General features: G+C 65.1%; 8 protein-coding genes and 1 pseudogene. 5 read left to right on the forward strand and 4 right to left on the reverse strand.

The annotated features are described in order from the left end of the window. Window positions 1–190, forward strand: a pseudogene (locus PGX04_RS18925) (hypothetical protein); the annotation flags it as partial. 96 nt (window positions 191–286) lie between these two features. Next, the gene (locus PGX04_RS18930; protein WP_273739927.1) at window positions 287–655 is read left to right on the forward strand and encodes a hypothetical protein; all 369 of its coding nucleotides are present in this window, start codon (window positions 287–289) and stop codon (window positions 653–655) included. 30 nt (window positions 656–685) lie between these two features. Here the strand turns inward: PGX04_RS18930 and PGX04_RS18935 are convergent, their stop codons facing one another. The 3 genes from PGX04_RS18935 to PGX04_RS18945 all read right to left on the reverse strand — a co-directional run bounded on the left by PGX04_RS18935 (window position 686) and on the right by PGX04_RS18945 (window position 4,264). Beyond that, window positions 686–2,065, reverse strand: coding sequence for a tryptophanase (locus tag PGX04_RS18935; protein WP_273739928.1), 1,380 nt, complete (start codon window positions 2,063–2,065; stop codon window positions 686–688). Between the two features lie 263 nt (window positions 2,066–2,328). Beyond that, window positions 2,329–2,916, reverse strand: a complete 588-nt coding sequence (locus tag PGX04_RS18940) for a hypothetical protein (RefSeq protein WP_273739929.1) — start codon at window positions 2,914–2,916, stop codon at window positions 2,329–2,331. Window positions 2,917–3,085: 169 nt separating this feature from the next. Beyond that, on the reverse strand, window positions 3,086–4,264 hold the full coding sequence (locus PGX04_RS18945; RefSeq protein ID WP_273739930.1) for an aspartate kinase: 1,179 nt from the start codon (window positions 4,262–4,264) through the stop codon (window positions 3,086–3,088). Between the two features lie 221 nt (window positions 4,265–4,485). Here PGX04_RS18945 and PGX04_RS18950 point away from each other — a divergent pair, with 221 nt between their 5' ends. Further along, the gene (locus tag PGX04_RS18950; RefSeq protein WP_273739931.1) at window positions 4,486–4,923 is read left to right on the forward strand and encodes a hypothetical protein; all 438 of its coding nucleotides are present in this window, start codon (window positions 4,486–4,488) and stop codon (window positions 4,921–4,923) included. A 500-nt stretch (window positions 4,924–5,423) separates the two neighbouring features. Here PGX04_RS18950 and PGX04_RS18955 read toward each other — a convergent pair whose 3' ends face one another. After that, window positions 5,424–7,061 carry a DNA-directed DNA polymerase II small subunit gene (locus PGX04_RS18955; RefSeq protein ID WP_273739932.1) on the reverse strand — a complete coding sequence of 546 codons (1,638 nt, stop codon included), beginning with the start codon at window positions 7,059–7,061 and terminating at the stop codon, window positions 5,424–5,426. Between the two features lie 225 nt (window positions 7,062–7,286). On the opposite strand from PGX04_RS18955, the gene PGX04_RS18960 reads away from it, so the two are divergent. Together PGX04_RS18960 and PGX04_RS18965 are read left to right on the forward strand one after the other, a co-directional pair. Beyond that, window positions 7,287–8,168, forward strand: coding sequence for a S26 family signal peptidase (locus tag PGX04_RS18960; RefSeq protein ID WP_273739933.1), 882 nt, complete (start codon window positions 7,287–7,289; stop codon window positions 8,166–8,168). A 157-nt stretch (window positions 8,169–8,325) separates the two neighbouring features. Further along, window positions 8,326–9,179: S26 family signal peptidase (locus PGX04_RS18965; RefSeq protein ID WP_273739934.1), on the forward strand; the 854-nt coding region annotated here is incomplete at its 3' end.

Below are 9,179 nucleotides of genomic sequence, written 5' to 3' on the forward strand. Positions count from 1 at the left end.
ATCGAACCAGCCGTCGCGTTTCCCGTTCCGTGCGTGCGTCGATGTCGAAGCGGCCCTCGAACGCGAAGGCCGGCTGACGGCGCGGTTCGATGACGGCGTCCGGCCCTTCTACGAGCGCCTCGGGTTTTCGATCGAGCCGATCGACGAGCAGCGCCACTCCGGTGTCGTCGTCGCGACCGACCGCGTCTGACCGCGGTCCGCGCCGAGACGTCCGGCCCCGATTTGCGCCGCGACCCGTCTCCTGCCGGCGGAGTTTTATCCGAGAGAACGTGGTAGCCACCCCCGCATGGCGCTCCAACGGATGCTCAGCGGCGATCCATCGAAGAGTTCGAAGGTCTATCTAGCGATCGGTGCACTCTCGCTCGCGAAAGCGATCGCGGTCCGGAAGGATCGGGAGCGGTTCCGGCGCGAGCTACTCGACGCCGGCCTGTTCCTCGGCGTCGGGTTCGTACTGCACCGGTTCAGCCGGATGAAAGCGCAGAAACGACAGGAGCTCGAGTCCCAACTCCCGAACTGGGCGGCCGACGTGATGAACTCCGAATCCGCCTCGAGAGGGGTCCAGTCCCTCGCAAAGCAGCGACTCGCTGGCGGATCGGAGCCGGAACCGGAACCGACGCTCCGGGATCGCGCCCGCGGCGTGATCTCGAGTCTGTAGCGACCCGATCCGTCGCTCCTCCTCTCACAGTCAGTCGGTATTCGTGTCAGTCGTAGTCGCGGGTTCGGCGGACAGCGGCTCGAGTGCCGCCGAAAAGTGACGAAGCTCCGGAACTGCGGGGTTGGAGACGATCTCGAGTCCGGAAACGTCGCCGCGCTTCTCGAGGACGGCTGCGGCCGTCTCGACGACGTGATCGAAGTGCTCCCGGTGGTAGGTCCGGCGCGGGACCGCGAGCCGAACCAGTTCCGGCCGGTCGGTCTCGGGAAACGCGAAGCTCCCGAGTTCGACCCCTCGAACCCCGCCTTCTCGATACAGTTCACAGACCAGCGCTTGCCCCGGAAACTCGTCGGCCGGGATCTCCGGAAACGTCGCTCCCGCGTCGATGTAGACCGCGTGCCCGCTGGTCGGGGTGTACACCGGAAGCCCGATCTCCTCGAGCATCGCGCCGAACTTGCGAACCTGTCCGACCCGATCTTCGACGTACGATTCCTCGACGGCCTCGCGCAGGCCGACGGCCATCGCGGCGACGTCCCGGCCGGCCATCCCGCCGTACGTCGGGAACCCTTCGTAGAGGATCGCGCGCTGTTTGCACCGCTCGAAGAGGGTCTCGTCGTCGGTCGCGACGAAGCCGCCGACGTTCACCAACCCGTCTTTCTTCCCGCTCATGACGAGCGCGTCGGCGTGCCCGAGTTGCTCGCGAGCTACCTCGGCCACCGTCGCGTCGGCGAACTCGTCCTCGCGCCGGGTCACGAAGTAGGCGTTCTCCGCGAATCGGCAGGCGTCGATCACGAACGTCGCATCGATCTCGTCGGCGAACGCCCGAACGCGACGGGTGTTTGCGACGCTGACCGGCTGGCCCGCCGCCGAGTTGTTCGTGATCGTCAGGATCACCAGCGGGACGCGCTCCGGACCGACCTCGTCGACGACCGCTCGCGCTCGCTCGAGCGAGAAGTTACCCTTGAACGGCTCGTTCGCCTCCGGATCGTGAGCGCCCGACACGGGGCAGTCGACCGGATCGGCACCCTGGTTCGAGACGTGCGCTCGCGTCGTGTCGAAGTGGGTGTTGTTGAGCGCGACGTCGCCCTCGGAGAGGAGGGTGCCGTAGAGAACGTTTTCCGCGCCGCGGCCCTGATGGGTCGGCACCACGCGCTCGAATCCCATCACGTCCGCGACCGCGGACTCGAGGCGATCGAAGCTCGCCGACCCGGCGTACGCTTCGTCGCCTCGGAGGAGCGCGGCCCACTGATCGTCGCTCATCGCGCCAGTCCCGCTGTCGGTCAGCAAATCGACGAAAACATCGTCGGCGGAGAGGTTGAACGCGTTGTACCCGGCTTCCTCGAGAGCCTGTGCTCGCTGTTCTCTCGAGGGGAGGCGGATCCGCTCGACTACTTTCGACTTGTAGGCGACCATAGTCGTTCGACACCGCCGCGCGTGTTCAGTCTAGTTGGAGTATTGTGACCGTCGACGGCTCGAGACGGTCCCTTCCGGACGGATCGGCGCATCGATGGACGGAACCGGCGGGACCACTGCGGGCGGGATCGATGGCAGCGGAATTTTCGTGGACGTGACCCATGACGACGGGACCATCGCTGGCAGGAGCGACGGCGGCGAAACCATCGCTGGCAGGAGCGATAACGGCGGGATGGCCGGGGCCCGTCCCCTCTATCGGAGGCTCACTGATCGTCGATCCCGGCGCTGTCGAAGGTGTCGTCGGCGATCCGTGTCGGCGACGGATCGGGACCGACGAGTTGCAGGTCGTCGGTTCCACCGCTGCGGACGGTGAGCGTGCCCGACGAGGCGACAGCGGTATCGACCGAGTCGGCGTTCGTGGACGCGATCGTTTCGACACCCTCGTCGGAGCCGGTCGCCCGAACGGGAGTCGAGTCAGTTCCGGTGAGCGCGCCGAGTTCGGCCGCCGTCGCGTCGACCACGGCACCGTCGTCCCGCACGATCACGTCCGAGTCGCCGATGAATTCGAACTCGGGGTCCGCCCGCGTCGCGGACGCATCGTCGTCCTCGTTGGTTCGATCCGTCTCGCCGGGATCGGTCTCCTGCGCGTTCGAATCCGCCGTTTCGACGTCCTCGAGATCGGCGAACAGTTCGGTCGCCGTCGTATCGACGACGTCGTCGGACTGCGTCCCGTGCTTCCCGCCGCTCTCGACGAGTTCGGCCGGCGTCTCCGCGTCGTGTGCCTCGAGGATCGCGTCCGGGTCGGGATCGATCTCCTCGAAGACCTCCGTCGCTGTCGAATCGGTGCTCATGGTTCACGCTTCACCCTTCCCCCCTTCGTTACGATGGCATTACCGCTGTATTACCGACCGTATACTCTCGAATCAGTGACGTTCGCAGGTGACTATCGATCGGGTTCGGTCGGAGTACCAGAAGAACAGCGGTGCTCTCGGAACGAGGGGACGAAAGCGATCGAGCGGATTAAAACAGGTTTTGCGTCAGCTCGAGGGTCTCCTCGCGGTCGTCCCAGTCGACGAACAGGGCGACGCTGGTCGCGCTGGTGATGATATCGTTGAGGTGGATCCGTGCCTCGGAGAGGGGATTGACGATCTCGCTGATGATTCCCGGCTGGTTCGGGAGTTCGCCGCCGGTCACTCGGATGACGGCGACCGGCGAGTCGACGGTGACGCTCGAGAGTTCGTCGCTGGCGATGACCTCCCGGTGGAGGATGTTCTCGGCGCGTTCGGCCTCCTCCTCGTCGATGTAGAAGGTGATCGTATCCATCCCGCTCGCGACGGCGTCGATGTTGACGTCGCTCTCGTCCAGGGCGGCCGAGAGGTGATGGAAGACGCCGGGCTGGTTCCGAATTGCGCGGCCGGCAACGGTCAGGCAGGCCAGCGGGCGCTCGCGCAGGTCGACCAAGTTTCTGAACTCGCCTTCGATGCTCGTCCCGCCCGACAGGAGGTCGCCGTGCTGGTAGTGGACGACGCGCACGTCGAGGGTCCCGTCCTTGTAGGAAAGCGCGGAGGGAGCGACGACTTCGGCCCCGCGAAACGAGAGGTTCCGGAGTTCGTCGACCGAGATCTCGCCGACGTTGCGAGCCCCTTCGACGACGTGGGGGTCGCCCGTCATGACGCCCTCGACGTCCGTGACGATGACGACCTCGTCGGCGTCCATGTACTTGCCCATCATGACCGCCGAGGTGTCGCTGCCGCCCCGGCCGAGCGTCGTGATCGAGCCGTCGGGGCCCTCGGCGAGGAAGCCGGTGAGGACCGGTACCGTTTCGTCGAGCGTCGACGCGAGCTCCTGGCCGCGCCGCTGGGTCTCCTCGACGTTGACCTCACCGTACTCGTCGGTGATGACGGGCCACTCGTCGCTTCCGGGCTCGAGGAAGACCGAGTCGATACCCCGGGCCGACAGCGCGGCCTTGAGCATCCGAACCGACGTCCGCTCGCCCATGCTGACGATCTGGGCGCGGTCGGCTTCGTCGGTTTCGAACGTGATCTCGTCGAGCAGTTCGTCGGTGGTCGATCCCATCGCACTGGCGACGACGGCGATCTCGTGGCCGTCCTCGACGGCCGCAGCGATCGAGTCCGCGGCGCGATTGATCCGGTCACCGCTGCCGAGACTCGTCCCGCCGAACTTCGCTACAACGCGCATCCTGCCACCTCACGAGAGAACCGCTTTGCGATACTGTGACTCATACTCGATCCGTTACCAGAGCGGGCAGATAACTGTGTCCCATCGATCTCACTTTTACCGTTCCCTGAGCCGGGGCTGATTCGACTCGGGTCGATGACGGAAATTGACACCCGTTGGACCAGCCAGCGGACTCACTCGCGACTGGGATTTATTGTCGTGCGCGGCATTACCACACGATAATGAACGTACGGGATGCACTCGAGGCGGACGCGGACGCGCTCGCGTCGATCGCGGACTCCCCCACGGACGTGATGCGGAATCTCGTCCACGACCGCACGGTGCGCGTCGCCGAGGATGGGAGTCACGATCCGAACGCCGACGTCTCGGGTTCGCAGTACGACGGCTCCGATCCGGAGGATCTGCTCGGGTTCATCAGCTTCGACGCGCGCGAGGACACCGTTCACGTCACGCAACTCGACGGCACGAGCGAGGCCTGCGAGCGGTTGCTAGCCGAGCCGGTGCGCTTCGCCGAGCGCGAGTCGATGGCCGTCGAAGTGCTCGCCGCGCAGGATGCGAGCCTGATCGAGAACGCCGCCGAAGCGCTCGGCTTCGAACGACGCGGTCGCGGCCCCCGCTTCGACGGATCGTCAACGGTACGGTTTCGACTCGAGCCCTGACCGTCGGCGAACGAACCGCGCTGTGGCCCGCGCCTCGAGTGCTAACCGGCAGCCGTCGACTCGACGCCGATACCACTTGCTTCCGCCGAGTCACTCGTGGTGTACAGGTGATCTCTGTATCGTTAAGACTGGTCAATCGGCCTGCGGTGGCGCGCGACCGCCCGAACGGCGCGAGGCGCGAACACAATGAGCGCCTCGGAAAGCGAGCGGTGACCACAGGGAACCGTGAGCACAGTGAGGGTGGTCGTCGATGCCGTGCGAGGGATGAGTGAGCGAGTAGAACGAGCGAACGAATCGACTGGGGAGGGCGTGGCGATTCCGTATTGCCACGGTAGCAGGACACTTCCTTCACTGCATTCTCATCTGAACCCACCGTTCCATTCACACAATCTATTGACTAGGAGACCTGAACGAGAACAGCGGAGAACCTGAGGGAAGGATCTCCGACATGGCCGAAATCGAGGCGCTATTCGGGACGAAGAGACGCGATACCGGAACTCTCAACTGAACTTCTGTACCGTCACGTCGAGCGTATCCAGATCGACGATCGGCGCGAAGCCGGCGTCGGGGTCGATGTTGACGCTCTTCTGGAAGTCGGTCTGGGCCTGCCAGCAGCCGGAGTTGATCGCGAGCACGTTGTGATACTTCCCGAAGCCGAGTTTGTGAACGTGACCGGTGTGGAAGATGTCGGGGACGTCCTCCATGATGAGATAGTCCTTTTCTTCGGGCGCGAGTCGCGTGTGGCCGCCGAACTGCGGGGCGACGTGGCGTTTCTTGAGGAGGTGGTACATCGCCTTGTGCGGGTCGTCGTAGCTGGCCTTGTCCTCGGGCAGTTCCGCGATCACCTCGTCCAGCGAGACGCCGTGGTACATGAGTACGGACACCCCCTCGAGGGTCACCGTCGACGGGTTGCTCACGATCTGCGGGTCGTGGGCGGACATGATCTCCCGGAGTTTCTCGTCGAACCCGGGCTGGGGCTCCGCGAGCCGGACCGCGTCGTGGTTGCCGGGGATCATGACGATCTCGATGTCGCCGGGCACCTTCTTGAGGTGCTCGCTGAACGCCTCGTACTGCTCGTAGATGTCGACGATGTCGAGTTCCTCGTCTTGATCCGGGTAGACGCCGACCCCCTCGACCATGTCGCCCGCGAGAAGCATGTACTCGACGTGCTGGGCCTCCTCGGTGTGGAGCCAGTCGGCGAAGGCGTTCCACGCGTCGGCCATGAACTCCTGACTGCCGACGTGGACGTCGCTGATCAAGGCCGCCTGGACGTGGCGATCCGCCGTCGAGGGCTCGTACGTGCGGGGCACGTCCGGGAAGTACATCGAGTCGACGAACGCGATCCCCGAATCGTCCGCCAGCGTTCCCTCCATCGCCAACACCTCGTCGCAGAGTAGTTCGTCGACGAGATCGACGTACTCGCGATCCTTCATCACCAGCCACGGGAAGGTCCCGGTCGCGTCCTCGAGTTCGATCAGCCAGTGGCCGCTGGCGGTCGATCGGATGTCGTTGACCAGGCCGACCATCGCGGCGTCGCTCCCGCCCGGCATTCCCTGAATGGCCGTCGCCGGGCGGTGGTTTACTCGACCTCGTAATTTCGATCCGAGCCGCTCGAGTCGGTCCCGAAAGACGGAGACGAAATCGCTGTATTCGCCGGTCCCCGTGCTCTCACCCGTCATATCCCCGGTGATCTCGAGCGAACGGATCGCGGGATCGGCGAGACGGTTCGCCGGAGAAGACCCCCCCGTTTCAACTGGAGATCGGTCGGGTGAATCACCCCCCGTGGCACGTTCGGTTCCAGTTGAAACGGAGGGGGGCGAATCGGTGGACGACGGATCGGTTCGAGTGGCGTCGCCCCCCGCCGTTTCGCTACCGACACTTGTGGTACCCGATTCGACGGAATCGCCAGTGTCGGAGCCGTTGGTTCGAGTCGAACCGGTGGTGTCGGTCCGCGAGAGGACCGTCTCTACGTGATCGGCTCGGACGACGAGCGCATCGTCCGGGACGTTCTCGAGGACGCGCTCGAGTGCGGCGTTCGGATCCTCCGCCGCCGCGAGCCGCGTCACCGCCTCGCGTTCGGCGTTGTACCCGCGGCTCGTGAGTTCGCTAACGAGTCGGGCGGCGGCCTCGAGTGGCACATACCCCGCATTCGCGAGGGACGGCAAAAGGATAGCGAATCCCCGATTCCCCGCGTCGGTTTTCGATCGGTGCGAAACGGTACGGGGCCGGTGTCGCTCCCGTCAACTCACGAACTCCGGCCGTTCCAGTCGGTTCCCGGAATCGGCAGCTCCCAGCGTCCGTACGTGAAAGCGGTCCTAAACTTGCCGGAAGGTTGATACCGGGTTCGGAGAAACCGGTCGCCAATGGACGGTCCCGACGCCGACGACAGGAACCGCGATCGGCCCAGCCGTCGCGATCCGCCCTCGGGACCAGAGACGGGGCCGCCGTCCGACCCCGGCGACCGAGAGCGGACGGCCGGGTCGCGGTCTCGAGCGGCGGGTGACGACGCGGTGACGATCGAAGACGACGGCGTCGTCCGCTGGCTCCTCGAGACCGACGATCGAACGGGTACCGGGGTTCGGGACGTCGTGACGATCGTCGCGATCATCGCGGTCGTCGGCGTTCTCCTGTTCGGAATTACTGGAACCTGGCCGCCGATGGTCGCCGTCGAGAGCGGCAGTATGGAACCCGCCTTCGAACGAGGGGACCTCGTCTTCATCGCCGACGACGGACGGTTCGCCGGCGAGAGTGCCGTCGCGGGAACGGGCATCGTCACCTCTCAGAGCGCTCGAGAGACCGGATACGAACGGCTCGGGAGACCGGGCGACGTCGTTATCTTCGTTCCGAACGGCGATTCGACGAAGACGCCGACGATCCATCGCGCCCAGTTTCGGGTGGAAAACGGAGAACGATGGGTTGAGACGAAAGCCGATCCCGCGTTTCTGAACGGCGCGACCTGCAACGATATCGCGTCGTGTCCGGCTCCACACGACGGGTTCATCACGAAAGGCGACGCCAACCCGGCCTACGACCAGTTGCCGCGATCGGGTGCGAATACGACCGTCGTCAGCGCCGAATGGGTCACCGGCAAAGCGATGGTTCGGGTTCCGTGGGTCGGACAAATTCGACTGACGATCGATTCGATACGCTCGATCGTCGGCAGCGGCCCGATGGTCGTCGCCGCCGTTGGAACCGCGCTCGCACTCGTCTGGTACGGGGCGATCGCCGGAGAACGTCATCCGTAGATCGGATTGAGCCGGTGGATGGAGCCGGTGGGTCGATCAGGGGTCGACGAAGCGATGTGGAATCCAGTAGTCATTGAATCGACGAGGTGACATCGATAGGACTCGATGAGTAACGCGAACAGAAAGTTAATTTCCGGGCCCGGTGAAACGGGTGACGATGAGCGGCCCTAGCTCCGGGAAGCCACCTGGCGATTCCGGCGACGACGACCGTGATCGGTCGGCCTCGAGCGCCGACAGTTCCCAGACGCCATCACGGGAACCGTCACAGCCCGCTGCCGATTCCGACGCCGTTACCATCGAGGACGACGGCTACGTCCGCTGGTTCCTCAAAACGAACGACGAGAATGTCGTGATCGCACGGGATATCCTGAGCAGCGTCGCTATCGTCGGCGTCGTCGCCCTCCTCCTGTTCGGAGTCAGCGGTATCTGGCCGCCGCTCGTCGCCGTCGAGAGCGGCAGTATGCAGCCGAACATGCAGAAGGGAGACCTGATCTTCGTCGTCGAGGAAGATCGGTTCAGCGGCGACGCTTCCATCGAGGGAACCGGCGTCGTTACCCGCCGGAGCGCCCAGGAAACCGGCTACGACAAGTTCGGCAACCCCGGAGACGTCATCGTCTTTCGGCCCGACGGCAGTCAGGCCGAGACGCCGGTGATACATCGGGCCCACTTCTGGGTCGACGACGGCGAACGCTGGGTCGAATCGAAAGCCAGCGAGGAAATCGTCGGCGACGCGACCTGCGAGGAAGTCCCCAACTGTCCCGCGCCGTACGCAGGCTTCGTCACCAAGGGCGATCACAACGACGGATACGACCAGATCGGCGGCGGTGCGAATTCCGGCATCGTCAAACCCGAGTGGATCACCGGCAAGGCGCAGTACCGGATCCCGTGGCTCGGGTGGGTTCGACTGACCTTCGACAACCTCCTCGGTGGCATGCTCGTCCCCGCGTCGCCCCCGAGCCCGTCGCTGCACGGACAGCCGTCACCGGCGGCGACACCGTCCGGCAGCCCCGA

This window comes from Natrinema soli (assembly GCF_028618695.1).